A 24310-nucleotide genomic window follows, 5' to 3' on the forward strand; every position below is an offset into this window, starting at 1 on the left:
TGACAAATGACAAATGACAAATGACAAATGACAAATGACAAATGACAAATGACTACAGTAATAATTGATTTTGGTACAAGTAATACTGTTGTTTGTACTACTGATTTGATTACGCAAAAACCACGGACGTTGAGATTTGATTCGATGTCGCGCCGCTTTGAGGTTGGGACAGAACAAGTTAGCGTTGTACCCAGTTTAGTATTTGTGGAAGGGCGCGATCGCATTTCTTTTGGTGAATCTGTACGCGCTAAACGTTTGGGGTTTGCCCAGCCGGAACGTTGTTTTAGAGCTTTCAAACGCGATTTGGCAGCAGATTTTGTCCCACCTCCCCGACAGTTGGATGGTAATAGTTACAGCACTGAGGTGGTTTCGGAACTGTTTCTCAAGGAAATTTGGCAACAGGTTGACCAGCAATTACAACCCAGTAGCGTTATTTTCACAGTTCCCGTTGGTGCATTTGAGCGATATCTTGACTGGTTCCGCAACTTGGGCGACAAGTTAAATATTCCCGCAGTGCAAATTGTCGATGAATCTACCGCAGCAGCCCTTGGTTATGCTGTCAAGCATCCTGGTGCTGTGGTTTTGGTGGTTGATTTTGGCGGCGGTACTCTAGATTTAAGTTTAGTACGAACTGTCAGCGCTGAATCTGAACAGCAAGTAGTACGTGCCGAAGTTATCGCCAAATCTGATGCTTTTATTGGCGGCATAGATATTGATACATGGATTGTGGAACATTACCTGCAAAAAATCAGTTCCTCTCGTGCTGAAGTTGGAGAAATCGGTTTTATGAATCTGCTGGAAGTTGCAGAAAGGGTAAAAATTCAACTTTCGATAACAGATGAAGCGAAAGAAGCTTGGTTTGATGATGAAAATTTTATGTCCCATGAATTGCAATTACATCGGGACGAATTAGGCGAAATTTTAGAAAATCAACAATTATTAGAACAGCTAAGACAAACCCTAGATGAAGTATTAGCGATCGCACTTGCTAAAGGGATCGGTAAATCTACAATTGAACAAGTTTTATTAGTGGGTGGTACTTGTCAAATTCCCGCCGTACAACAACTAGTAATTTCCTATTTTGGACGACAAAAGGTAAAGTTAGACAAACCCTTTGAAGCTGTCGCACATGGCGCATTAGCTTTAAGTGAAATGGCAGCAGTCGATGATTACCTGCGCCACAGTTATGCTATTCGTCTTTGGGAACCCCACAGCAAAAGTTATTCTTATTTAACTTTGATTGAAAAAGGGGCAAAGTATCCAGGGGCGCGTTCTGAAGCTTTAACTCTGCAAGTTGCAACAGAAGGACAGCGAGAAATTCGTCTCGATATTGGGGAAGTAGCAGAAGTTTCCCAAGCGGAAGTTTATTATGATACTCAAGGAAGGATGACGAGCAGCCAATTAGTAAAACAAGATAGTTATCGCTCTTTGGAAACTCATCATCAACAAGTATGTGTTGCTCATATCGAACCGCCTGGGCAAACGGGAATAGACCGAATACAGGCACAATTTGAAGTGAACGAACAACGAGTATTAGTAGTGACGGTAAAGGATTTATTGACGGGAAAAATGTTAGTTGATAGGGGAGCGATCGCCAAACTAAAATAATCTCCACTTTGCGTCCTTTGCGTCCTTAGCGGTTCGTTTAAAAAATAACCGTAATCAAAAATGGGAATACTACTAAGAGGATGTCTGAAAAGTATCAAATATTTGTTGATCCCCCCTAACCCCCTTAAAAAGGGGGGAATATGAGTCTTAAAGTCCCCCTTCTTAAGGGGGATTTAGGGGGATCTCCAAGGGTTAGGCGTATACAAAAAAACTTTTCAGACATCCTCTAATATAGCGGTTTGCAGTTGAATCCAATACAGACCTAACCCCCAACCCCTTCCCTACGTTGGGGAGTAAGATTCAAAGCCTCTCTCCTAAAAGGAGAGAGGCTTGGAGAGAGGTCAAAACTGTACTGCACCCAAGCGAGAACCCTTATAGTAAATTGGTAAAAATGCGATGACAGAGAATCAAAATCAACCTAAAGAATATGATGCCGTTTTAGGTACTCAAAATTCTGCCCCAATTGGCAGTGTTATTTTAGGTGGACTCGAAGGTGTTAAAAGCCGCTTGAAAAGTGTAGATATAGAAGCGCGAATTGCCGCATTAAAAGAGGCACTCAATTACGGAGAAGCAGGTTTAGACTTAGTAATTCAGACTTGGCAATATGAATCAGGTAATTTCAAGTGGGCTGCCTATTCGTTACTTCGCCACAGAGAAGAAGCAAGAGTCAAACAGGCATTACAAAAATATAATCCCTGGCTAAATATCACTTGCCTCCACACTTTACAACAAGATTCAGGCATTAGAGCTATTGCTATTAGCCCAGATGGGAAAACTTTTGTAAGTGCCGGAGATGCCATTAATCTTTGGGATTTGCATACCGGACAACTTCAACCTATTTCTATGGAAGATTTCAACGTTAATTCCTTAGCTATTAGCCAAGATGGAAAAACTTTAGTTAGTAGAGGAGGAGGTAGTAGAGGCGCATATTATGATGACGGACACATGCTCAAAGTGTTGGATTTACAGACTGGAGAATGTAAAAAAAACTTAGATGAATTTGCTTTCAGCGTTTTTTCTCTAGTTATTAGTCCAGATGGAAAGACGCTTGCCTGTGGCAGTCAAAATAGAGGAATTAATGTTTGGGATTTGCAGACAGAACAAATTATACGTACCATTAGTGGACATTCAAACTACTTAGTTCAAGCGTTAGCTATCAGTGCCGATGGAAAAACTCTCGTTAGTGGTAGTAATGACGCAACGATTAAAGTGCGAGATTTTGAAACTGGAAAGCTGATACACAGGTTTAAAAAATATTCAAATGGTGTTGAGTCTGTAGCTATTAGCCCAGACGGCCAGACAATTGTCAGTGGTAGTAAAGACAAAACAATTAAAGTATGGAATTTACAGACAAAACAGCTTCAGTTCACACTTGAAGGGCATTCAGGGTGGGTTTATTGTGTAGCTATTAGCCCAGACGGAAACACTCTTGTTAGTTGTGGTAGAGACGAAAATATCAGAATTTGGGACTTGCAAACTGGGGAATGTCAACGCATTCTCAAAGAACATACTGATTGGGTTTATTGTGTAGCTATTAGTCTCGATGGCAAGACTCTGGTTAGCGGGAGTAGAGATGAAACTATCAAAATATGGGGTATTAAGTCATAAAAAAAGTTGCGATCGCACACTTCAATAAAAACTGCGATCGCACTTCTGTTATTGAAAATAGTTACCCCATGTAAAGCGTATTTATGAAATTAGGTGATTATGGCGATCGCACTCAATCATCCCATCATATTACTAAAAAATAATTTAAGATATAAACTGCTATCTTGCTAATCAAATCATCAAATGATTGACCACGATCGCCTATTTAAAGAACTTCTTTCCAACTTCTTCCCAGAGTTTATCGAGCTATTTTTTCCAGATATAAGCGCTTATTGGGAGAGAGATTCAATAGAGTTTTTGCCACAAGAGATATTTACAGATGTGACTGAGGGAGAACGGAAAATACTCGATATAGTTCTGCAAGTTTCAGTGAGAAACCAAGATACTTTATTTATCATCCACACTGAACATCAATCTTATTCCCAAACTAACTTCAATCAGCGAATGTTTACATATTTCGCTCGACTGCACGAAAAATATGCCCTCCCAGTGTACCCAATAGTCATTTATTCTCATGACTCTCCGCAAACACCAGAACCGAACTCTTATCGCATAGATTTTCAGGGCAAGCGGGTGCTGGAATTTAATTATGAAGTTGTCCAGCTAAATCAATTAAAATGGCAGGATTTCGTCAATCAGAGAAATCCTGTAGCTAGCGCGTTGATGGCGAAAATGCAGATGGATGTTCAAGAACGCCCAACAGTAAAACTAATGTCGCTACAATTGCTAGCGAATTTGGGACTCAACCCCGCACAAATCCAATTAATTTCAGGGTTTATTGATACATATCTCGATTTGAATGCTCAAGAAGAAATCATGTTTCAAGAACAACTTGCTAGGATTGAACCAAAGCAGGAGGAAATAGTTATGCAAATCGTCACCAGTTGGATGAGACAAGGTATACAGCAAGGCGAATTTACGCTGATTTTACGCCAACTAAACCGCCGTATAGGTGAAGTGAATCCGCAATTACAAGAACGTATTCAAACTTTGTCAATAGATGAGTTAGAAAATTTGGGAGAGGCTTTACTAGATTTTACAACTGCTGCTGATTTAGAAGCTTGGTTTGAGGGTAGATAGTTAGGGTTTTTCTCTCTTTTCTAGATGAAGGGGTTAAGAGCGATCGCTCAAAAGTTATCAAGTCAATAGTAGCGATCGCACTCAATAATTCCATCATATAAATAAAAAGTAAAAACATGATGTCAAAAAATTCCAATCGCCCAACAGTTTATGATGCTGTCCTTGGTGGTCAAGAAAAAGCGCCTCCTGGTGCTGTAGTATTAGGAGGACTAGAAGGTGTTAAAAGACGCTTGGCAAATCCGGTAATTGAACAAAGAATCGCTGCATTAGAAGAAGCACTCAAGTATGGCGAAGCAGGTTTGGAATTGGTAATCTGGGCGTTAGACGATAAATTATGGAAAGTACGCCAAGCAGCTTATTCACTACTAGCTTCTCGACCAGAACCTATAGTACAAGAAATACTTCAGGACTATAGTCATAAAATTGACAGATATGATGCTTTCGTAGCGATGGCGCGTGCTGGCGGAGTGTCCGATATCGATACACTAATGGAGAATCTAGAAAATGACCGCACTAGCGCCACCTACAAGTTAGTTGACTTTACACTGGGCTTAGTTGATACTTCTCAAGGTCAAGACCGAATTCGACATTACCTGTTCAACGGTACGCAGATACAACGTAATTATGCAGCACTTTACTTTAAGCGAAAAGGTGCAAAAGATATTTTAATTGAAGCAGTGCAGCAGGGCTGTATTGACAGAGTGCAAGCATTTTCTAAATAAAACAGCAATGTCAGAAAATCCCAATCAACCAAGAGAATATGATGCGGTACTTGGCGGACAAGTACCACCTCCAAAAGATGGTGTGGTTTTAGGAGGTATTGAAGGTGTTAAACGACGGTTGATCGGCGCTACATCCCTAGAACAACAAATTGTCGCCGTTGAAGAAGCCCTAAAGTATGGCCAAGCTGGTACAAAATTGGTGTTTCAGATTGTAAATACTGAATCGGAAAAGTTGGAATTTACAGTATCGTCACTGCTGGGACAACAAGCATTAGCAAAAGTCCAGTTCCATCTACACAGTGATATACCATTAATCTCTGCGGTTGATGTAAACTACAGTCGTTTGCAAAATTTGCTCGCTTCCAAAAAGTGGAAAGATGCAGACCAAGAGACTGCTAGTATAATGCTGCGCGTATGCGATCGCCAACCACAAGGATTTTTAGACCCATCAGACGTTGAAAAATTCCCTTGTGAAGATTTAAACACGATTGAAACTCTCTGGCAAAAATATAGCAATGGACGCTTTGGCTTTGTTGTACAGACGCATATCTGGCAAATCGTTGGCTGTACATCCAATCCTGACTGGGAAGCCTGGTGTCGCTTTGGTAAAGGTGTGGGATGGTTTTCTCAAGGTGCTTGGCGGTATTGGAATGACTTGACATTCGATTTGAGTGCTAACGTAGGACACCTACCCCGTGGCGGTGCATTTATAGGTTGGGGGTTAGGTGACTTTTGGACAGGTTGCAGAACCCTGTCTGCGCTTGCAGAGAAATTAGCAAGCTGCAAAATAGCCTAAATTTGGGAACACTGGTATTAGCAACAGGTAAAAAGCGATGCCAGATAATCCCAAACAACCAAGAGAATATGATGCTGTACTTGGCGGAAAAAATCCTCCGCCAGTCGATGGTGTAGTTTTAGGCGGATTGGAAGGCGCAAAACGAAGTTTCGCTAACAGTGATGAAAATTACCGCGTTTTAGCGCTTTCGCAACTCATTAACTATAGACAGGAAGGCTGGGATTTAGTAATTCAGGCTTTAAAAGATCCATCAAAAAGGGTACAGTTAGCAGCATATAAATTATTGCGGGATATCTCAGAATTAAAAGTAAAACAGGCAATCTTAGAATTTAATCCCTATCGATTTTTTGAGTGTGTTTATACAATTTAGCTTAATAGAAATGATGCAGCGATCGCCATTCATCCCGATGGCAAAACCCTCGTGTGTTGCGATGCTAGCGATAGTTCTTATGAAGAATCTCAAAGAGATGGCAGTATTGTTGGTGGGACTTATCTAGATTTTAAAAAGTGGGATTTGAAGACAGGAAAAAGTCTTCACACCATCAATAAAACCTTTGCTACGAGAATGAAGCACTACCCAGAACATTTAACTTTCAGTTCCGATGCTCAAACGTTGGCGATAGTTGGTTTTCAGCATGACAAGACCATTATAACTGAAATTTGGAATCTCAATACTGAGCAATTAAGTCATCTTATTAGCGGACAACCGTTGGGGGACTCTAGAATTAGAACGCGTAATACTATTACCGCTACTACTCTTAGTTCTGATGGCAAAATATTAGCTAGCGGTAATGAAGCTGGTCATATTATCGTCTGGGATTTAGAAAATAAACAAAATATTGACATTACCAAAGGACATTTACAACGTATAACTTCTGTCGCTATTAATGCAGATACAAACATCCTCGCAAGCGCTAGTTATGATAAACCTATAAAAATCTGGGATTTTAGAACTGGAAGTGAAATTTACACATTGGTAGGAGAGGATACTTTTGACTATAATTCTAATCGTGTATTGTTGACAATTAGTCCGAATGGAAGAACTTTAATAACTAGCGACCATCATATGCCAAAACTCATCAGAATATGGGACTTGAGAAGTGGTAAAGAAATTCATAAATTATTTAGTAATACCGATCCATTGAGATGTTTTACTTTGAGTGCAGATGGAAAAATATTTGTTAGTTGTGGCGGTGATATTAATATCTGGAATTTGCAGACACAAGAATTACTTGCTAAACTTCCTGATGCCACAAGTGTTACTATTAGTCCAGATGGGCAGACTATTGTCAGTTACGTTGGGAAATTCATTCAAGTATGGCGAGTTCCATAGAATCAAGGATAGGTGCGATTCCAAATAAGTGCGATCGCATTTCCTTAATTGGGAACACTGGTATGTCGAGGAAGAGAATGATGCCAAATAATCCCAATCAACCTAGAAAAGATGATGTTGTTCTAGGTAGTCAAAATTTTGCCCCTATTGGCAGTGTTATATTAGGGGGAATAGAAGGAGTAAAAAGCCGCTTGGCGAATCCATTTGTGGAAGTGCAAGTTGCAGCATTAAAAGAGGCGATAAATTATGGTGAAGCCGGTTTAGACTTAGTGCTTCAAGGTTTAACGGATGAATCGGAATCAATCAAGATAGCCGCTTATCTTTTACTGCGACATAGGACAGATCCAAAAGTAAAGCAGGCTTTACAAGGTTTTAATCACTGGCAACTAATAAAGTGTCTTAGTACTCTTGAAAGATATTCTGGAAGAGTTATTTCTCTTCCCATTAGCCCCGATGGACAAAGAATTTTTGTTGGCGGTTATGGAGTGATTCACATTTGGGATTGGCAGACAGGAACGGTTCAAACACGAAGTCTACAAGGACATTCAGATGAAGTCAATTTTTTGGATTTCACTTTAGATGGACAAACAATCATAGGTGGTAGTTGGAAAGATTGTCGAATCAAAGCTTGGGATTGGCAAACAGGAGACATTCTAAGTTCTCCGATAAAAGAGTATTCATTGGGCATTAATTCTATAGCTATTTGTTCAGATGGAGAGACAATTATTGTTGGTTGCGGTAGAGGATTGATTAAAGTATGGAATTGGCGGAAAAATCAACTTCAACGGGTTATCGAAGGTCATTCAGGGTCGGTTAAAGTTGCCCTTAGCCCGGATGGTAAAACTCTTGTTAGTGGTGGCGATAATACCATAAAAATTTGGAATTGGCAAACAGGTGAACTTTTGCGGAACTTAGAAGAACCACAAGGAGTTTATTATCTAGCTATCAGTTTTGAAAAGGAAACTGTTATCAGTAGTAATTATGAGAAAATTAAATTGCGTGATTTGCAGACAGGACGTCTTAAACTCACCCTCAATCAGCATCCAAAACATATTCGTTGTCTAGCTATCAGTTCGGATGGATGCACTCTTGTCTCTGGCAGTAGAACAGGAACATTAAAAGTTTGGAATTTGCAGACGGGCGAACTTATATGTACTATAGAAGGCCATTCATACTATATTGATGGACTAGCTTTTGACCTAAATCAACAAATAATTGTCAGTAGCAGCCCGAACGAGATTAAAGTCTGGGGAGTTGGATAAAGTAAGTCTCAAAGATAAATTGAACAGAATTGAGTGGCAATAAACAAGGCGATGCAATTGCCACCCGATTCCTTAATTATCCTACACCCAACGTCCTACAACTACTCGCACAGTTCCATCTGCTAAAACTTCTTCATCCTCAACATTAAAACCTTGTTCTTGCACTGTTGCCATTAAGGTTTTATGAGCATATTTTTGGCTGATAGAGTTAACAAACTGCTGTTGATTAATTTTTGCTCCCCAAAAGTCTGCAACTATTTCGTAATTTTCACCACTGCGGCGAAAACCTAAGTCATAACCATTGTTCTGGCGAATTACATACTCGGCTTGAGTCGTATCGCCTCGATATCCGCGTACATTTGTGTTGCATTCAACTTGATAGTTTAATTCTTGCAAAACTTGATGCAGAATTTCACCGTGTTTGATTTGGACTTTGATAGTTGTGAAATGAGACATAATACCAATTTTTGATTTGAGATTTTGGACTTCGACTTCGCTCAGTCGAACGATTTTGGATTAAATAACGAGGCGTAGGAAACACATAGTTTTTCTATTTTAATCGACTTCTAAAGGGCCTATTCCTTGTTCGGCTGAGTATTGTTTTAATTCTTCTACTAACAGCACATCATTGGAGGCGGCTCTGGCACCGGCTTGTGCTGCCCATTGCTTTAATGCTTCAATTTGTTCATGTGCGATCGCAGCTAGTGGCACTGTCTGCGCTACAGCCTGTAAAATATCCTCTGTATTAAAGTCTCGGCGCTGTCCCTCAATTCTTGTGGAAAATGCTTGGTGCATGGCATCAACGATTACCTGCTCAATTTCCGCACCGCTAAAATTGAGACTCTGTTTAGCTAACAAAGCTAAGTTAAATTCTCGCAGCCGATTCGGGCGTAACCGTTGCAAATGCACTTTAAAAATCTCTTGGCGTTCGGTTTCTGTAGGTAAATTCAAAAAGAAAATTTCATCAAATCTTCCTTTCCGCAACAACTCGGCTGGTAATATTTTGACATTATTTGCCGTGGCGACAATAAACACACTCGCGGTTTTCTCCTGCATCCAGGTAATCAAACTGCCAAACACGCGGCGCGATGTCCCCGAATCTCCGTCAATGCTACTGGTAATATTGCCAAAGGCTTTATCAATTTCATCAATCCACAAAACGCAGGGTGCCATTGCTTCAGTTAACTGAATCATTTGGCGTACCCGGCTTTCGCTTTCGCCGACAATCCCACCAAATAAACGCCCAGAATCTAATCTTAATAAAGGTAAGCGCCATTCATGAGCAATTGTCTTAGCTGAAAGAGATTTACCTGTTCCCTGAATGCCCACAAGTAACATCCCTTTGGGGTTAGGAATACCGTAGCGTCTGGCTTCTTCGGTGAAAGCATCTTGGCGCATTAGTACCCATTGTTTGAGTTGATCTAATCCACCAACTCGTTTGAGTGATTCTTGGGGTGTGAAAAATTCTAAAATCCCAGTTTGGCGGATTGCTTGCTTTTTCTCTTCCAATACGCCGTCAATGTCAGACTCATTTACTTGTTGTTTGGCTGCTAGAGCTTTTGCCAATACTCTAGAAATTCGGGTGCGGCTTAAACCTTGACAGGCTTTAACTAACTGTTCTCGCGCCAAACCAGAAACATTTAATTTATCTGGTACTACTAACTGTTGGATTAAATTATCTATTTCGCCAACGCTAGGTAAGGGAAAATCCACTACTGTCACTTCTTGCAGTAACTCGTCGGAAAGTTCTAAAGTATGGCTGGTGGTAACGATAATTTTACGCGATCGCTTTAACTCCCGCGTCAAGTTTCGCAACTCCCGCACAATTGGGGCATTCTTCTCGGTAGTCGGATTTTTCACAAATGGGTGCAAATCCCGCAGTACAAACATTGCAGGTGTTTGGGCATCGGCTTTGCCAATTCGTCCTAATGCAGCCATCACCGAACCTTTATCTGCACCATTGTCACTCCAACCCCGGACAATATCCCAAAATAAAAGCTGTCGTTTGGGCACAGAACGCAATGCAACTTGCTGCAACACTTCTTCCACAGGTTCTTCTTCAACGGAAATCACATACAGTAAGGGATACCGTGCCCGAATCATCAAATCAAGTTGTTCTACTAAGGAGGTGTATTGCTGATTCTCGCTGTTATGAGTTGCATCTCCTTTTCCATATTGATGAAAATTGTTCATTTCGCTTGAAAATGGGTATTAGGGTATAAGAAAAAGAGTTTTTAGCGCTGTTTAAAACTCTTATCTTTGCGCTTTTGCGCTATTTGAAATGGTGAACCAGCGCTGCGGGAGGGTTTCCCTCCGCAGGCGACTGGTGTTAGCGTAGCGTTAGCGACGCAGGAGCGTCACCCGAAGGGTATGTTTATTTCTGCCGTGCTGTACTAGTAATTGATTAGTCTTAATTAATACTATATCCTTTCCAAGGATACTATAGCAAGCGCCAAGATGGTTAGGACGCAAAATGCAAGACATCTTCAATGGCGTCTCGTAAACAATTAAACTGCTCCAGTTTTTTGCGGATTCGACTTTTTAGTATTTATCACTGATATGCTTCCATTGTAGAGCGATCGCTTCTGATGGTCTGCACCCAGTAAAAAATAATAATTTTACTAAAGGAGCATAGTAGCTGTAGAGTTTACTCTCCTCGAACGCTTGAATTATGCTATCCCGTTCTTCCTTAGTAAAGGGATTGATTTCATATTCTGCCGATTCCGACTTCGGCATTTGAATATCTTTTGCCATACTTTGAAAGGGATTGGATTCAATTAGCTGACTTTTAAGTGCCCAATCACAGCAAGCATTTATATTTGTCAAAGTACGTTTAGCTGCATTAGCACTGAGATTTGCAAGTAAATAGTCTCGAATTGCGATCGCATCATCTAAAGTTTTAGTTGCTAACTTAGCAATGTGATTGCGATACTTGCGGTAGTCAACTGCATAAGTAGAAGGACTAACCTGTGGTTTTTTAAATTCAGTGTATTTTTCCCATAATTCTCCCAAGTCTGGTTGGGGTTTAGGTGAAGGTGTAATTGGGGTAACGGTGCTTAATGACGCTGCTGGTTTGTACTTAACTAAACTGGCATCAAACTCTCCATAGTCAATATCTCTCTGGATTTTTGTCGCCAAAGCCGATGCTTGATGTCTTCCAAAAGGTGTATCGTCGTGCCTTGTTGAAAGATAGAAACGCTTGGTTTTTAGCTCTCCAGTCGGAGTAATAATAGGACGAGAAAAAACTAATTGGAGGCTGCCGTTAGAGTTCTTAATCTATACTGAACCCCGACGGGCAATACTTTGAGATTTTTGAGATTCCATAAGGGTAATTAACTGGGGTAAAGACCTTTATCCTTTCGCTTTACCCCAGTTTTACCCCAGAAATACTTATTGGGGTAAAAACCTCTACCTTACATTTTTACCCCAGTTTTACCCCAGTTCTTTACCCAAACTACCCAAAATAACCCCAAAAATCTCTAAAGGCTTTGAAAACAAGCTTTTAACGCCCAATAAAAAAGGGCTTGAAAACCCTGTAATGCTTATATTTCTTTAAAGGCGGCACCCGGATTTGAACCGGGGGTGGAGGTTTTGCAGACCTCTGCCTTACCACTTGGCTATGCCGCCACAGCAAGATTCCCTGAACTACTTTTATGTTGCTAAGGTATCTTAGCAGCTATTTAGCAGTCATAGGACGCTAGTTAAACCATGATAGCATAGGATTTTGAGGTAGAGATAGTAGGTTAACTGGATGTTTTTGGTAGGCTTTAGGCGATCGCGAGAAAATTTTGATTGCAAGTCGATCGCACCACAAACAAATCTTAGCTGATTAAAGAGATTTGTAACTCCTCACTCCTCACTTGTTACACCTTTACTTCATCAGCAAAACTACCCCAGCGCAGAAAGTGAAATGGGCCAGCGATAGAACCCCAGAGACGTTCATCGGTGTCTAAATCTCTTCCCCTATCGAGGCTGAAAAATTCTTTAGCGTCAATCTCAAATTCGTTATCTAGATAAGTATTTTTGCCGTCACGAAACACTATGCAGCCTTTACCAGGTTCAACTCTGCCTTTGAAGCTTTTACCTGTCCACTCTACAATCATGTTGCAACCTGGCATTTTTTCTAATTGGTCAAGAGACAACTCTTTGAGGCGTTCGGGTTCGCGAGATGCACCGTAAAATTTCTCTTCTTGTTTAACGGTGTAGTGTTCAATCGCAATGTGGTTTTCTGCCGGAATTAACTTCATTACCCGCATCCGGTAGGGTTGATTGAGCGCAAAATCATAAGCTTGTTCGAGAAACAAACTTACCCCTGAGAACAATTCTAAGGGAAGGGGACGGATACAGACGCGGATATGAGCATAAAAAGGCGGATTTTCAAAAGCTTGTTCTTGATTGCTAAAGTCAGCTGCCATCCAGCGAGCTAAGGTGGCGATATCAGTAGAATGAGTCATTACAAAACGATTGACTAGTTACTTAAATACGATCTAGGATTATTTTGACACTCCCCTGGCTCAAAAATCCTGGCTGCGATCGCAATTTTTATCGCAATTTTTAAAATATATCTAGGATAGATGCTCTGATTGAAGAAAATTAGCCGCTTGAGTACAAGTAAAACTTTACATCTTTAGGACTTACGCACTATACAAATCAACCAAAACGTGTATTACGGTATTTAGTCTTTTCAGAGGCTTCAGATAACCCTGATTTATTCCGACATTTGCGTAGGCGTAGCCCGTCGTAGACATCGCTGGATGCAAAACATGGCTAAAATACCCAAATTGTGTTTAGTACTTATGTACGATGCGTAAGTCCTAATCTTGTACCTAACAACTAGAACTCGTTAAGCATTTATTTTGGCAAAATCCGCACACTATCTTTTCTCTGTGTGCTGAAGCCAGATTGCTCTCAGGTAGGCTTTTCTTGTAAACCTGGAGAAAAGCAGGAGAATAGTTAGTCAATAATAGGCATGGGGATAATTGTTAATTATCTCATGCAAATCACTCAAGGCAAAGTACTCATGCTCAGGCACTTAATTGCGATCGCTACTGCCACTATACTCTTTAGCAATTCTTTAACACTGGCAGAGAGTAAACCACCCAAACCACCCGATGAATTTCCTCCCAACCCTCTAGAGATTACCACACCCGATCCGCTGTCACCGCGATCGCCCAAGGATAAACAGCCGTTAACTCCCCAAGAACGGCAAAAGTTAGAACCAGCGTTAGATGCCCTAAATCAAGAAGCGGCGGCGAAACTACAAGCAGGCGAACAGGTGGCGGCGTTTGAAATTTGGAACCGAGAATTACGTTTGCGGCGGTTTTTAGGTTCATTAGCAGAAGTGCAAGCATTATCACGAGTTGGCGCGATCGCTTGGAAGCTAAACGACGGACAAGAAGTACAATATATAACGGAACGATTGCAAGCAATTCAAAAACAAGCCCAATCTCAGAAAAAAGCTGCCCCAATCGATCTAGAATTGTGGCGATCGCTAGGTGAAGCTTACAAAAATGTGCGATTGTCTAAACTAGCTATAGAAGCTTACAACCAAGTTTTGCTAGTAGTGCGACAACAACAAGACCAAACAGCAGTATTAGAAACCCTCAAAACAATTGGAGAACTGCATTTGAGTTGGTTTGATTATCGCAAAGCTGCACCAATCTATGAGGAATTGTTGAGTTTCGCTACATCCCAAGGCGATCGCGTAAATGAAGTAATATATCTGCAACAGTTGGCTTATATTTACGAGCAGACAAACCAACCGCAGCAGTCATTAAATGTACTTAACAAACTAGTAGAAATTTATGGCAATGAAAATAATATTACAGAAATACTAGAATTAAAGCTAGCGATCGCTTCAGATTACGAATCTCTAGCTAAGAAAGATCCTAGTTTACTGCTAGAAGCTTTTAATAATTATCAAGAAGCTTATACAACTGCTTGGCAATTAAAAGAATACGTTCGGGCTGCTGATGCTTTGCAAAAGTTAATTGCGTTGTATCGTTCCCAAGGACAAACAGAAGAGGCTTTGCAGGCTAGCGAAATTCTAGTGCAGATACAGGCGCAAGCTGCCAACTTTTACGGAATGATGCAAGCTTATGACCAAATTGGGCAATTGTATCTAGAACGCAAAGAATTTCCTCAAGCATTAACAGCTTTTCAACAAGGGTTAAAACTGGCGCAACAACTCAAACATGAAGAAGCATACTTTACTGGGCAAATTAAAAAACTGTCGAACGCAAATTAACTGAAATTTCTGCGATCGCTTAATATAAAAATACCCGCCACGCTTACCCCCAAGGTGAAAAGCTATGTCAGAAACCACCCTAGCTGCACCAGATATTCAACTCCCACCCACTCAAGCAGAATTACCAGACGATGACGGTATTCCGATGGAAAGCACACGACACAAAATCCAGATGGATTTGCTAATCGATGCTCTGATACCTTGGTTAGAAGCACGAGAGGATGGGTTTATCGGCGGTAATATGTTTGTTTACTACAGTCTGGCCCAAGTGCGAAACAAAGACTTTAAAGGGCCAGACTTTTTTGCTGTGTTGGGAGTCCCGAAAGGAGAACGTCGCAGTTGGGTGGTTTGGGAAGAGGGAAAAGCACCAGATGTAGTCATTGAATTGCTTTCTGACAGCACAGCCCAAGCAGACAAAAATGAGAAAAAGCTAATTTATCAAAATCAAATGCGTGTACCAGAATATTTCTGGTATGACCCTTTTAACCCTGATGATTTGGCTGGTTTCTCTAATGAAAAAGGAGCTTATCAACCGATTGCAGTCAATGCTCAAAATCAGTTAGTGAGCCAATCTTTAGAGTTAGGATTACAGTTGTGGCAGGGAAGTTATAAAGGTATTGATGCTACTTGGTTACGCTGGGCAAATTTGGCAGGAGAATTGCTACCAACTCCTGATGAAAAAGAACATCAAAGGGCAGAACAAGAACGCCAAAGGGCAGACAAGGCAGAATTACAGTTATTACAAACTGTACGCAACTTACTTGAGTCTGGGATGACAGTAGAACAAGTAGCTACGTTAACAGGTTTGAATGTATCTGAGATAGACACTCAAAAGGATGGATGATTTGTGGGATTTGTTTAAGCGATCGCTCCAGCAACGCAATCATACAAGCGATCGCTTATCAATATTAATCCTGTTCTAAAATACTTTCTATATCTTGCTAATTCAGGTAATGCATTTAATCGGGAATTTGTACAATGTGAGCGATTGCATTTCCCAAACGAGTAAAGTGATTTGGATTCAGGGTCAACAAAGCGTCAACCTCTGCTTTTAAAGCAGCTTGAGCAATTAAAGCATCAAAAATACCGCCACCTGGAAGATTTAAGGTTGCCATTTGAGCGATTGCAGCCTGATAGTCATTGAAAAGCAGTGGAACTCCCTTTAAATACTGTGACATATCTACAATAATCATCTCAGCTTGTTGGGGACTAATACGCGGCTGAATGGGTAAGCGGGTGATCACAGAATATGTTTCAGCTAAACTGTGAGTTGAGATAAACCCTTGAATTTGCCCAGATTTTGCAGCTTTAATCTTGGAAAAGCAAACAGAATGTTGCGGGTGATTGACAATGAATGCAGGAACTAAGACAGAAGTATCAAACAATACTTTCATTAAGTTATTTGATCCTGAATGCGTTCTTCTCTCAACTCATCTATAAAAGCATTAACATCAAAGTTTTCTGGTAATTCTGCTTCTACAACCAAAATCCCTTCTTTTCGATAAATGTTTGATTGATTAAGGGGCAGTATATCGGCCATCTCAGAGTTTTGTTGAGTATGTTCTTCAGTGATTTGCTGACTCAATGTGTCAATTTTTTCTGCAATAGCTTGCAAAACAAACTGTTCAGTCGAAATTCCCTGACTGTTTGCCCATTTTTCAATCTTTTGTTGGAGTTGAGGAGGAAAGTTCATAGAGGTAAATACAATTAATACTCCAATTGTAAAAGGCGATCGCCTACGACGGGCTACGCTGACGCACCTTGGTTGATGAGAAAATAGCGATGCCTTCTCTTCTCCTGTCGGAGATGCTGCGCGAACGAGAGGCTTTACCAATAGCAATGTCTTCTCTACGAGACGCTACGCGAACGACGAACGCTCAAAACTACTAGATTGCAAACTCTATCGCCTGAACCCGCTCTTTTAATTACGAATTAATTTTTTAGCCAATCGCCACAACAAAGAAAACGGTAGAATGAATATTCGCAACAAGATTTTTATAACCTGACCTAACCGATGTATCCATTGCAGGATTGTTAGATTTAGTCTAACCTTCACCGTAGTGTGATGATTAACCCCGAAAATGCGATCGCACATTGCCAGAGCATCGCTCAAGAGGAGTTCGGCATCGCTGAACCGACCCTGGCCGATGTAGAGTAAACCTAAATTGTTCAAGCTAATAGCTACATCCGAATGGTCGTCAACAAACAGGCGCTTTCTCATTGCCAAGGCATCAATGTAGAGAGGTTCGGCTTTACTATACTGCCTTTGGCTTCGATAAAGTTCTGCTAAATTGTTCAAGCTACTAGCTACATTTGGATGGTCGCCAGCAAACAGGCGCTTTGTCATTGCTAAGGAATCGTTCAAGAGAGGTTCGGCATCCCTGTACCGTCTTTGTCCATAGTAGAATGCTGCTAAATTGTTCAAGCTAATAGCAACATTTGGATGGTCACCAGCAAATAGGCGCTTTGTCATTGCTAGGGAATCGATCAAGAGAGGTTCAGCATCGCTGTACCGCCTTTGTTCACAGTAGAATCCTGCTAAATCGTTTAAGTTAGTAGCTACATCTGGATGGTCGCCAGCAAACAGGCGCTTTCTCATTGCCAAAGCATCGTTCAAGAGACGTTCGGCATCGCTGTATTGCCTTTGGCTATTGTAGAGTGTTGCTAAATTGTTTAAGTTAGTAGCTACATCTGGATGGTCGCCATTAAACAAGCGCCTTGTCATCTCCAAGGCATCAATGTAGAGGGGTTCAGCATTGCTGTACCGTCCTTGGCTATAGTAGAGAAAAGCTAAATTGTTCAAGTTAGCAGCTACATTCGGATGATCGCCAGCAAACAAGCGTTTTGTCATTTCCAAGGCATCAATCAAGAGAGATTCGGCTTCGCTGTACCGTCCTTGGATTCGGTAGAGTTCTGCTAAATTGCTCAAATTAGTAGCTTCACTCGGATAATCGCCAGCAAATAGGCGTTTTGTCATTGTCAGGGCATCAATGTAAAGAGGTTCGGCTTCGCTGTACCGCGCTTGGCTATGGTAGAGTACTGCTAAATCGTTCAAGCTACTAGCCACATCGAAATGGTCGCCAGCAAATAGGCGCTTTCTCATTGCCAGGGCATCAATGTAGAAAGGTTCGGCATCGCTATACCGCCCTTGGCTTTTGTAGAGTAGAGCTAAACCGTTTAAGGTAGTGGCGACATTGCGATGGTCGCCAGCAAACAGGCGCTTTGTCATTGCTAGGGCATCAATGTAGAAAGGTTCGGCATCGTTGTACCGCCCTTGACTATAGTAGAGAAAAGCTAAACTGATCGAGCTAGTAGCCACATCGAGATGGTCGCCATCAAACAGGCGCTTTCTCATTGCCAGGGCATTAATGTTGAGGGGTTCGGCATCGCTGTACCGCCCTTGGTTATGGTAGAGTCCTGCTAATTCGTTCAAGCTAGTAGCCACATCTGGATGGTCGCCAGCAAACAAAACCTGGCAAACATTTACGCAATCTTTATGCCAAGGTTCTGCTAATTTATATAATCCTTGTCCCTGGTAAAATCTTCCCACCCCTGCAAAAATTGAAGCTACTTTATCATTGGGGACTGATGCTAGAGAAATTATCTGTGCCTCTTTTGCTTCTTTCATCTCTGCAATTATACGTTTACCCAAGTCTTCGAGATGGGGAACAATATCTCTGATGCTTTCAATATGCTCAGAAGGAGCTGAATCAGGAAGGATTTGAGCAACGGCTATCATGGCAGTGGCGAAGGTTGTTTCTAAAACTGATTTCATCTCGCCAGCCTCGCCGAACTGCTCTTGCAAAAACCACCGCACTAAGGCATGAATTTTATAATATCCTTCCCCGTCTTCTACTAGTTGCAGCAAGTTGCGTTTGTAGAGTTCCTTTTTCGCTGCGTTTAATTCTTCTTCTGACCAAGTTAGCTTTGTTTGTTCCTGATTTTCTGTTTCTCCTCCACCCGCTACCCAAAGAACTAAATCCCAAAGAATCTGTACAGGAGAAAATAAACTCAAAAATATTCCTAGTTGTTGCGCCAGTGGGTCAAGTTCTTCCCAAGTTAAAGCAAAGGCGGCTTTCACTCCCAGTTGAGTTGAGTTGAGAGTTTTCCGGTCTTGTATAGCTGCTTCTGCTAATTTACGTTCTTGCAATCGCCTAAACATGATATCTAAAGATATGTCCGGGTCGCGTACTAAATAAGCTCCTACTAACTCTATCCCCAAAGGCAAATATTCCAGACATTCACATAATATTGCGGTTGCAGCTTGTAGTTGGTTTTCAACTCGCTTATCTTTTTCCCCCAACAGTCGTTTTAAGAGTTCTAAAGCTTTACCTGGTTCTTTTTGAGGTGAGAGAACATCTAAGGGAATCTCTTGAATAAAATTTGGGTCTAAATTTCGCAGTCGAGTAGTAATTAAGACGTAGAAGCGGTTATCGTTAGGAACGACTTGGCGGAGGTTGTCTAAATCAGTTACGTCATCGAAGACGATTAAAATTGGCAACTCAGAGTTAGGATATTTAGACCAACACCAGGCGATTTGTTGTTTAAGGCTTAAAAGTCTTCCCCCTAATTCTTGGGGAATCTCCAAACCAAACTGCAACCGGAAAAACTCTAAAACTTCGGCAGCGAGATTGGTTTCTCTGTCGTTAAACCAGGCAATGCCGCCATAATCTTGTTGATATCGTCTGGCGTATTGGGTGGCTAATTCAGTTTTGCCTACACCACCCATTCCCGCTATTGCTACATAGTTTTTGCGCTGCAAGTCTTCATGCAAGATTATTAATTCTGTTTCTCGCCCGACGAAATGAACAGAACCGCGATAAGGAATAGATTTTATCGGAGTTAACTGTTTTTGCCCCTCAATAATTTGAGTGCCAATGTTAACTTGAGAATTAGGGGAAGCAAAAGCGCCAATTTTTTCGGCAAACTTTCCAGAGTCTTCAGGCATACATAGTTAAATCTTACCGTTCACAAAAATTAAAAGACCTTACTTCCATTCCTCTCTTTGAAACAGCTATGCGTAGACACAAGTCTGAAATAGTTGACTGCAAACCTTTTACCCCTCCCTAACCCTCCCCGTATGTATTGGGGAGGGAACTAGATTTGTTTTTCCCCCAATACATCGGGGGGATTAAGGGGGGTAATTTGACTTGTGTTTACACTGTAGCCTTTGTAGGGAAGGGGCTGGGGGTTAGGTAACACGATAAATGACTTAAAAGGATTGACTTTGAATATTTCCTGTCCCACCAGGCATTACTACCTGACCAATTTTATCTGCCAATTTTTCTAAATTAGGCATAGCCAGAATTTCAGCCAATTTAGGATTTGGTTCTGCCTTAGCTGCTTGTGCCAATTCCTGCATAGCTTGAGCCACTTCGGGATTAGCTTTAGCCGCAGATTGCACCTCTAGTACAGCCTTTTGATAATCAAGTGGTTGTTCTGGTGCTTTCTCTATAGCAGCTACAGTATGGGGAGACTGTTTTTTCAGCGTGACCAGAAACTTACCAGTCTTATCCACTAAAGTTTCTGTTACCTTTTCGGTTGTTTTTTCTAAAGCTTTGGTAGCTATTATAGTGCCAACAGCGATCGCCGCAGTTTCAAGTATCATCATCCTGCCTTAAGTATGTGTATTTTATTAAAGAGGGTTACTTTCTCAATTAATTGCCTGTGATATCTAGGTTTTTTAAATTGAAACCAGTTGCCGTTACTAAACATCGCCACTAGCATCGCGCTTTAAATTACTTAAATAACCAGTTTAGTTACCACCACTACGATTTTTGTTATAAACATGATTATTTTCGTTACAATATTACCAATTTGTTAGTAGAATAACGACTTTAGTTACCACCCCTACGATTTTCGTTACCAACATCATTATTTTCGTTGATATTGCTGGCGCTATCGTTACATTTAAGACTTTTCAAATTCAGCGACATTGAAATTTTACTTCGTTTGAAAGATATTTTGTACCATTTTTTTGTCTGCATTCGCCGCCGCCTTATCCAACTCTGCAATCTCACCAGCGTTTAATTGCCAACCCAACGCCCCAAGATTCTCTTTCGCTTGTTCCACGCTCTTTGCTCCAGGGATAGGAATAGTTCCTTGACAGATGCACCAATTAATTGCTACTTGTGACATAGTTTTGTTTCTAAATTGTGCCACTTCTCGCAAACATTCCAAAAGCGATTTACCAGCAGAAGCCGCTTTGCTTTTACGCATTCCTGATAATATTTGCTTAAATAACAGACCTCGAATGCCTTTAGGCAAAGGGCCTTGCTCAGAGTATTTTCCTGTTAGTAGTCCCAAAGCTAGAGGGCTGTAGGCAATCAATTTAATATCCAATTCATCACAAAGGTCTTTGAGCTTGAGTTGAGTGACAGGATATGTAGACAATAGAGAGTATTGAACTTGCAAACTTGTAATCGGAACGCCTCGTTGGGCGAATTTTTTCTGCACTCGCATCAGCCGTTTCGGCCCATAATTGGATAATCCCACGCCCTTGACCAGTCTTTGCTCATACAAATCGGCAAGACCATCTAAAAGTCCTTCTTCTTGCCAAGGAGCATAGTTTGCTGTTGACCAATGCATCTGTACTAAATCAACATTTTTTCCCAGGCGTTGAGCAGATGACTGGCAAGCCTTTATCATTGATTGACGCGTCCATCTCCACGGGTAAGCAGCAAGCTTAGTCGCAATACAAATATTTTCTTTGCCTGAACCTACATATTCTCGGTTGAATCGTCCCAGAAGCAACTCGCTGCGACCATTCAATTTCCCCGTTCCGTAAGAATCACCTGTATCAAATAAAGTTACACCGTTGCTGACACAAAGGTTAAAGACGGCTTGCAACTGCTCATCCATACTTTCGTCATATCCCCAAAGCAGTTGGTTGCCCCAAGCCCAAGTACCGCAGCCCATGCTTGGGAGTGAGAGTTTTTGGAGAGTCTGCATCTTTGCTATTTGTAGATTGTCTTATTAATTATCAGGCATATATAGCAGAAATCATTTATTAAAGAAAGGCAGGAGGCAGGGGGCAGGGGGTAGGAGGTTGGAAGTAGGAGGTCGGAGGCAGGAGGTTGTAGAAAATAATTTTTCTCTCTGTTTTTCTTCGTTTAACCGAAGTACAAAAAAGGCAGACTCCTTGTCTGCCCTTAAGACCTGAGAGTTAAATTTTTGGTTTTAGTACCTTAATAGCGGCCACCACCACCACCACCATAGTTTCCTCGTCTACCACCAGAGGAACCGCCCTCTGTTTTGGGTTTGGCTTTATTAACTTTTAAGCTTCGGCCCATCCATTCAGCTTTATCAAGGGCATCAATTGCCGCTTGTTCTTGTGCGTCTGATTCCAATTCCACAAACCCGAAACCTCTCATCCGACCTGTTTCTCGATCGACAGGCAATTGAACATTTTTTACAGTTCCATATTCTGCAAAGACTTGCCGGAGGTCATCTTCTTTAACCTCATAAGATAGATTGCCGACGTAAATTGACATAGAATGTCTCCAGAATCAGAGGGTGTAGAGATTTAGATCCGGAGAGGTCTGTAATACAAATATATATAAAAACAAACTGTACAGCCGAATTTCATCTTCCATGCATACTTTAACATAAATGGAGAAGTTATGTTTTTAAGTAACACTATACTTAATCTGTCGATCTAAGTACTCAGATAGTTGGCAAAACTAGTAGTCTGGCAACCCAAAAATGTTAGGTGGAGGTTGGGTAAAGGGTAAAGGGTAAAGGGTAAGGGATAAAAAACATGAGTCCCTTTCCCCTTCCCCTTTACCCCGCTTGCAATGCCTTGGCGTACTACTAGTTTCAAATCAACCTAGCAACGATCGCATGAAATATGCAGCAATCAAAAAATTTTCATCACTGAACTTAATTTATCTTCAAAGAATATTAATTGGTAATTTTTAGATTTTGTTCGATCAAAATTTCGAGAGAGAACAAATCAATAAAACCAGTGCGATCGCTTGTAACGTAAAATTAGTTTCCATCCAGCATTTGCTAACACCTTGACGCCCATGTTTTGCGACTACCTCATCCAAATCCTGACTGCCCGTGTATATGATGTTGCCCAGGAAACACCACTCGAGTATGCTCAAAATTTGTCTGCACGGCTGAATAATCAACTCCTGTTGAAACGTGAGGATATGCAGTCAGTATTTTCATTTAAACTACGCGGTGCTTATAACAAGATGGTGCAACTGCCCCCAGATATATTGGCACAAGGTGTAATTGCCGCGTCTGCGGGGAACCATGCTCAGGGAGTCGCCCTTGCAGCCAATCGTTTGGGAACCAGAGCGATTATCGTCATGCCAGTAACCACACCCCAAGTGAAGGTAGATGCGGTGAGAATGAGAGGCACAGCAGTGGTGTTACATGGAAACACTTATGACGATGCTTATAGCTATGCCCGTGAATTAGAAATAGAAAAAGGATTGACTTTTATTCATCCCTTTGACGATCCCCATGTAATTGCTGGACAAGGAACAATTGGGATGGAAATTTTACGGCAATATCAGCAACCCATCCATGCAATTTTTGTGGCAATTGGCGGCGGCGGATTAATTTCTGGTATCGGGGCTTATGTAAAACGGTTGCGTCCCGAAATCAAAATTATTGGTGTTGAACCAGTAGATGCTGATGCGATGTCCCAATCACTTAAAGCTGGACATCGGGTACGCTTGTCTCAAGTGGGGTTATTTGCTGATGGCGTGGCGGTGCGGGAAGTAGGTGAAGAAACCTTCCGTTTATGTCAGCAATATGTAGATGAAATTATTTTGGTGGGTACAGATGATACTTGCGCTGCGATTAAAGACGTATTTGAGGATACGCGGTCTATTTTAGAACCAGCTGGTGCATTAGCGATCGCAGCCGCCAAAGCCTACGCCGAAAGAGAACAAATCGAGGGACAAACTTTAATTGCTGTTGCCTGTGGTGCAAACATGAATTTCGATCGCCTCCGCTTTGTCGCAGAACGCGCAGAGTTAGGCGAACGCCGCGAAGCAATCTTTGCAGTCACAATTCCAGAGGAACGGGGAAGTATTCGCCAGTTTTGTGAATGTATCGGCAACCGCAATCTAACGGAGTTTAATTATCGCATTGCCGACGAAAAAACAGCCCATATTTTTGTCGGCGTGCAAATTCAAAACCGTGCTGATGCTGTCAAGATGGTAGAAACCTTTGAAGCTCATGGATTTGAAACCCTTGATTTAACGGACGATGAGCTAACTAAACTACATCTGCGGCACATGGTGGGTGGACACTCTCCCCTGGCTAACAATGAATTGCTCTACCGTTTTGAGTTTCCCGAACGTCCCGGCGCATTGATGAAATTTGTTACTTCCATGAGTCCCGACTGGAATATTAGTCTTTTTCACTACCGCAACAACGGCTCAGACTACGGACGAATCGTTGTCGGTATCCAGGTTCCCCCCCACGAAATGCAAGAGTGGCAAGCTTTTCTCGATAACCTGGGCTATCGCTATTGGGATGAGAATAAGAATCCGGCATACAAGCTGTTTTTGGGATAGGCGGGGAAGAGGCAGAGGGGCAGAGGAGCAGAGGAGCAGAGGGGCAGAGGGGCAGTATAACAATGCCCAATGCCCAATGCCCAATGCCCAATGCCCAATGCCCAATGCCCAATGC

General features: G+C 41.6%; 22 protein-coding genes and 1 tRNA gene. 11 read left to right on the forward strand and 12 right to left on the reverse strand.

Annotated elements, in window-relative coordinates:
- The first annotated feature begins 48 nt into the window (after positions 1-48).
- The 3 genes from RMY64_RS34370 (at position 49) to RMY64_RS34380 (ending at position 4296) form a co-directional block, all read left to right on the forward strand.
- Complete coding sequence (locus RMY64_RS34370; protein ID WP_322702403.1) at positions 49-1608, forward strand: Hsp70 family protein; 1560 nt, start codon at positions 49-51, stop codon at positions 1606-1608.
- Positions 1609-2004: 396 nt separating this feature from the next.
- The gene (locus RMY64_RS34375) at positions 2005-3216 is read left to right on the forward strand and encodes a WD40 repeat domain-containing protein (RefSeq protein ID WP_322672974.1); all 1212 of its coding nucleotides are present in this window, start codon (positions 2005-2007) and stop codon (positions 3214-3216) included.
- 183 nt (positions 3217-3399) lie between these two features.
- Complete coding sequence (locus tag RMY64_RS34380; protein ID WP_322672973.1) at positions 3400-4296, forward strand: DUF4351 domain-containing protein; 897 nt, start codon at positions 3400-3402, stop codon at positions 4294-4296.
- Here RMY64_RS34380 and RMY64_RS34385 read toward each other — a convergent pair.
- Positions 4253-4414, reverse strand: a complete 162-nt coding sequence (locus RMY64_RS34385) for a hypothetical protein (protein WP_322702404.1) — start codon at positions 4412-4414, stop codon at positions 4253-4255. The genes RMY64_RS34380 and RMY64_RS34385 overlap by 44 nt on opposite strands.
- On the opposite strand from RMY64_RS34385, the gene RMY64_RS34390 reads away from it, so the two are divergent.
- From RMY64_RS34390 to RMY64_RS34410, 5 genes are read left to right on the forward strand one after another with little or no spacing between them, the layout of a single operon-like run.
- The gene (locus RMY64_RS34390) at positions 4413-5018 is read left to right on the forward strand and encodes a hypothetical protein (RefSeq protein WP_322702405.1); all 606 of its coding nucleotides are present in this window, start codon (positions 4413-4415) and stop codon (positions 5016-5018) included. The two genes, RMY64_RS34385 and RMY64_RS34390, sit on opposite strands and share 2 nt — an antisense overlap.
- A 7-nt stretch (positions 5019-5025) precedes the next feature.
- Complete coding sequence (locus RMY64_RS34395; protein ID WP_322702406.1) at positions 5026-5814, forward strand: GUN4 domain-containing protein; 789 nt, start codon at positions 5026-5028, stop codon at positions 5812-5814.
- Positions 5815-5851: 37 nt separating this feature from the next.
- Positions 5852-6184, forward strand: a complete 333-nt coding sequence (locus RMY64_RS34400) for a hypothetical protein (RefSeq protein WP_322702407.1) — start codon at positions 5852-5854, stop codon at positions 6182-6184.
- A 51-nt stretch (positions 6185-6235) separates the two neighbouring features.
- A complete protein-coding gene (locus RMY64_RS34405) occupies positions 6236-7147 on the forward strand; it encodes a WD40 repeat domain-containing protein (RefSeq protein ID WP_322702408.1) in 912 nt (303 codons plus the stop codon).
- Positions 7132-8409, forward strand: coding sequence for a WD40 repeat domain-containing protein (locus RMY64_RS34410; RefSeq protein ID WP_322702409.1), 1278 nt, complete (start codon positions 7132-7134; stop codon positions 8407-8409). Before RMY64_RS34405 ends, RMY64_RS34410 begins: the two co-directional genes overlap by 16 nt.
- Positions 8410-8490: 81 nt before the next feature.
- Here RMY64_RS34410 and RMY64_RS34415 read toward each other — a convergent pair whose 3' ends face one another.
- The 5 genes from RMY64_RS34415 to RMY64_RS34435 all read right to left on the reverse strand — a co-directional run bounded on the left by RMY64_RS34415 (position 8491) and on the right by RMY64_RS34435 (position 12863).
- Positions 8491-8865 (reverse strand): DUF1257 domain-containing protein, encoded by a 375-nt coding sequence (locus tag RMY64_RS34415; protein ID WP_322644149.1) that lies wholly within the window; start codon positions 8863-8865, stop codon positions 8491-8493.
- A gap of 99 nt (positions 8866-8964) precedes the next feature.
- The gene (locus RMY64_RS34420; RefSeq protein WP_322702410.1) at positions 8965-10602 is read right to left on the reverse strand and encodes an AAA family ATPase; all 1638 of its coding nucleotides are present in this window, start codon (positions 10600-10602) and stop codon (positions 8965-8967) included.
- A gap of 348 nt (positions 10603-10950) precedes the next feature.
- Positions 10951-11547 (reverse strand): hypothetical protein, encoded by a 597-nt coding sequence (locus tag RMY64_RS34425; protein WP_322682161.1) that lies wholly within the window; start codon positions 11545-11547, stop codon positions 10951-10953.
- Between the two features lie 418 nt (positions 11548-11965).
- Positions 11966-12036 (reverse strand) — tRNA-Cys (locus RMY64_RS34430).
- A 236-nt stretch (positions 12037-12272) separates the two neighbouring features.
- The gene (locus tag RMY64_RS34435; RefSeq protein WP_322702411.1) at positions 12273-12863 is read right to left on the reverse strand and encodes a chromophore lyase CpcT/CpeT; all 591 of its coding nucleotides are present in this window, start codon (positions 12861-12863) and stop codon (positions 12273-12275) included.
- 566 nt (positions 12864-13429) lie between these two features.
- On the opposite strand from RMY64_RS34435, the gene RMY64_RS34440 reads away from it, so the two are divergent.
- Both RMY64_RS34440 and RMY64_RS34445 read left to right on the forward strand, forming a co-directional pair.
- Complete coding sequence (locus RMY64_RS34440) at positions 13430-14656, forward strand: hypothetical protein (protein WP_322702419.1); 1227 nt, start codon at positions 13430-13432, stop codon at positions 14654-14656.
- A gap of 64 nt (positions 14657-14720) precedes the next feature.
- Positions 14721-15500 carry a Uma2 family endonuclease gene (locus tag RMY64_RS34445; RefSeq protein ID WP_322702412.1) on the forward strand — a complete coding sequence of 260 codons (780 nt, stop codon included), beginning with the start codon at positions 14721-14723 and terminating at the stop codon, positions 15498-15500.
- Between the two features lie 115 nt (positions 15501-15615).
- On the opposite strand, the gene RMY64_RS34450 is transcribed toward RMY64_RS34445, so the two are convergent.
- The 6 genes from RMY64_RS34450 to RMY64_RS34475 form a co-directional block, all read right to left on the reverse strand.
- Positions 15616-16050 (reverse strand): type II toxin-antitoxin system VapC family toxin, encoded by a 435-nt coding sequence (locus RMY64_RS34450; protein WP_322702413.1) that lies wholly within the window; start codon positions 16048-16050, stop codon positions 15616-15618.
- Positions 16050-16490 carry a hypothetical protein gene (locus RMY64_RS34455; protein ID WP_322702414.1) on the reverse strand — a complete coding sequence of 147 codons (441 nt, stop codon included), beginning with the start codon at positions 16488-16490 and terminating at the stop codon, positions 16050-16052. Before RMY64_RS34455 ends, RMY64_RS34450 begins: the two co-directional genes overlap by 1 nt.
- Before the next feature lie 87 nt (positions 16491-16577).
- Positions 16578-19604, reverse strand: a complete 3027-nt coding sequence (locus tag RMY64_RS34460; RefSeq protein WP_322702415.1) for a tetratricopeptide repeat protein — start codon at positions 19602-19604, stop codon at positions 16578-16580.
- 264 nt (positions 19605-19868) lie between these two features.
- On the reverse strand, positions 19869-20267 hold the full coding sequence (locus tag RMY64_RS34465) for a hypothetical protein (protein ID WP_322702416.1): 399 nt from the start codon (positions 20265-20267) through the stop codon (positions 19869-19871).
- A 332-nt stretch (positions 20268-20599) separates the two neighbouring features.
- The gene (locus RMY64_RS34470) at positions 20600-21607 is read right to left on the reverse strand and encodes an aldo/keto reductase (protein WP_322702417.1); all 1008 of its coding nucleotides are present in this window, start codon (positions 21605-21607) and stop codon (positions 20600-20602) included.
- A 236-nt stretch (positions 21608-21843) separates the two neighbouring features.
- A complete protein-coding gene (locus RMY64_RS34475) occupies positions 21844-22149 on the reverse strand; it encodes an RNA-binding protein (protein WP_322672960.1) in 306 nt (101 codons plus the stop codon).
- Between the two features lie 534 nt (positions 22150-22683).
- Between RMY64_RS34475 and ilvA the strand changes: the two genes are divergently transcribed.
- Positions 22684-24195, forward strand: coding sequence for a threonine ammonia-lyase, biosynthetic (ilvA, locus tag RMY64_RS34480; RefSeq protein WP_322702418.1), 1512 nt, complete (start codon positions 22684-22686; stop codon positions 24193-24195).
- Positions 24196-24310 lie beyond the last annotated feature (115 nt).

Origin of the sequence: Nostoc sp. DedQUE08 (genome assembly GCF_034530895.1) — a bacterium.
Classification (GTDB): Bacteria; Cyanobacteriota; Cyanobacteriia; order Cyanobacteriales; family Nostocaceae; genus Nostoc.

What these genes read in the sequence shown, in the direction of transcription:
- RMY64_RS34380 (WP_322672973.1), top strand. Translation starts at nt 3,400, where the DNA reads ATGATTGACCACGATCGCCTATTTAAAGAACTTCTTTCCAACTTCTTC.
- RMY64_RS34470 (WP_322702417.1), bottom strand. Translation starts at nt 21,607, where the DNA reads ATGCAGACTCTCCAAAAACTCTCACTCCCAAGCATGGGCTGCGGTACT.
- RMY64_RS34385 (WP_322702404.1), bottom strand. Translation starts at nt 4,414, where the DNA reads ATGTTTTTACTTTTTATTTATATGATGGAATTATTGAGTGCGATCGCT.
- RMY64_RS34410 (WP_322702409.1), top strand. Translation starts at nt 7,132, where the DNA reads ATGGCGAGTTCCATAGAATCAAGGATAGGTGCGATTCCAAATAAGTGC.
- RMY64_RS34390 (WP_322702405.1), top strand. Translation starts at nt 4,413, where the DNA reads ATGATGTCAAAAAATTCCAATCGCCCAACAGTTTATGATGCTGTCCTT.
- RMY64_RS34370 (WP_322702403.1), top strand. Translation starts at nt 49, where the DNA reads ATGACTACAGTAATAATTGATTTTGGTACAAGTAATACTGTTGTTTGT.
- RMY64_RS34395 (WP_322702406.1), top strand. Translation starts at nt 5,026, where the DNA reads ATGTCAGAAAATCCCAATCAACCAAGAGAATATGATGCGGTACTTGGC.
- RMY64_RS34440 (WP_322702419.1), top strand. Translation starts at nt 13,430, where the DNA reads ATGCTCAGGCACTTAATTGCGATCGCTACTGCCACTATACTCTTTAGC.
- RMY64_RS34435 (WP_322702411.1), bottom strand. Translation starts at nt 12,863, where the DNA reads ATGACTCATTCTACTGATATCGCCACCTTAGCTCGCTGGATGGCAGCT.
- RMY64_RS34415 (WP_322644149.1), bottom strand. Translation starts at nt 8,865, where the DNA reads ATGTCTCATTTCACAACTATCAAAGTCCAAATCAAACACGGTGAAATT.
- RMY64_RS34475 (WP_322672960.1), bottom strand. Translation starts at nt 22,149, where the DNA reads ATGTCAATTTACGTCGGCAATCTATCTTATGAGGTTAAAGAAGATGAC.
- RMY64_RS34400 (WP_322702407.1), top strand. Translation starts at nt 5,852, where the DNA reads ATGCCAGATAATCCCAAACAACCAAGAGAATATGATGCTGTACTTGGC.
- ilvA (WP_322702418.1), top strand. Translation starts at nt 22,684, where the DNA reads ATGTTTTGCGACTACCTCATCCAAATCCTGACTGCCCGTGTATATGAT.
- RMY64_RS34445 (WP_322702412.1), top strand. Translation starts at nt 14,721, where the DNA reads ATGTCAGAAACCACCCTAGCTGCACCAGATATTCAACTCCCACCCACT.
- RMY64_RS34450 (WP_322702413.1), bottom strand. Translation starts at nt 16,050, where the DNA reads ATGAAAGTATTGTTTGATACTTCTGTCTTAGTTCCTGCATTCATTGTC.
- RMY64_RS34460 (WP_322702415.1), bottom strand. Translation starts at nt 19,604, where the DNA reads ATGCCTGAAGACTCTGGAAAGTTTGCCGAAAAAATTGGCGCTTTTGCT.
- RMY64_RS34465 (WP_322702416.1), bottom strand. Translation starts at nt 20,267, where the DNA reads ATGATGATACTTGAAACTGCGGCGATCGCTGTTGGCACTATAATAGCT.
- RMY64_RS34420 (WP_322702410.1), bottom strand. Translation starts at nt 10,602, where the DNA reads ATGAACAATTTTCATCAATATGGAAAAGGAGATGCAACTCATAACAGC.
- RMY64_RS34375 (WP_322672974.1), top strand. Translation starts at nt 2,005, where the DNA reads ATGACAGAGAATCAAAATCAACCTAAAGAATATGATGCCGTTTTAGGT.